Source organism: Saezia sanguinis (genome assembly GCF_003991585.1).
GTDB classification, from domain to species: domain Bacteria; phylum Pseudomonadota; class Gammaproteobacteria; order Burkholderiales; family Burkholderiaceae_C; genus Saezia; species Saezia sanguinis.
Window position 1 is genome coordinate 1 of record NZ_PQSP01000177.1, and the last position, 244, is coordinate 244.

General features: G+C 68.4%; 1 protein-coding gene. It reads right to left on the reverse strand.

Annotated features, from left to right (window positions below):
* Nucleotides 1-244 (reverse strand): aldehyde dehydrogenase family protein (locus CUZ56_RS15415; protein ID WP_126981209.1); only part of this gene is annotated, 244 nt, incomplete at both ends.

Consider the following 244-nt stretch of genomic DNA (forward strand, 5'->3'; position numbering starts at 1 on the left):
GAACCAGCCCGGGCCGCCGGGAGCCTTACCGCCCAGGCGCACAGTCGCTCCAGCGGATACCGCGTCGTCGACCAACTCCGACACCGTGCTGAGCTGTTCGGAGTTGATCAGCGGGCCCAGCGTGGTCTCCGGATCGGTCCCCGGCCCCATCCGGACCTGCTCTTTCATGGCCGCGGCGAATTTATCGGTGAACTCGGCCAGTACCCCGCGCTGCACGTGGAAGCGGTTCGCCGCGGTGCACGCT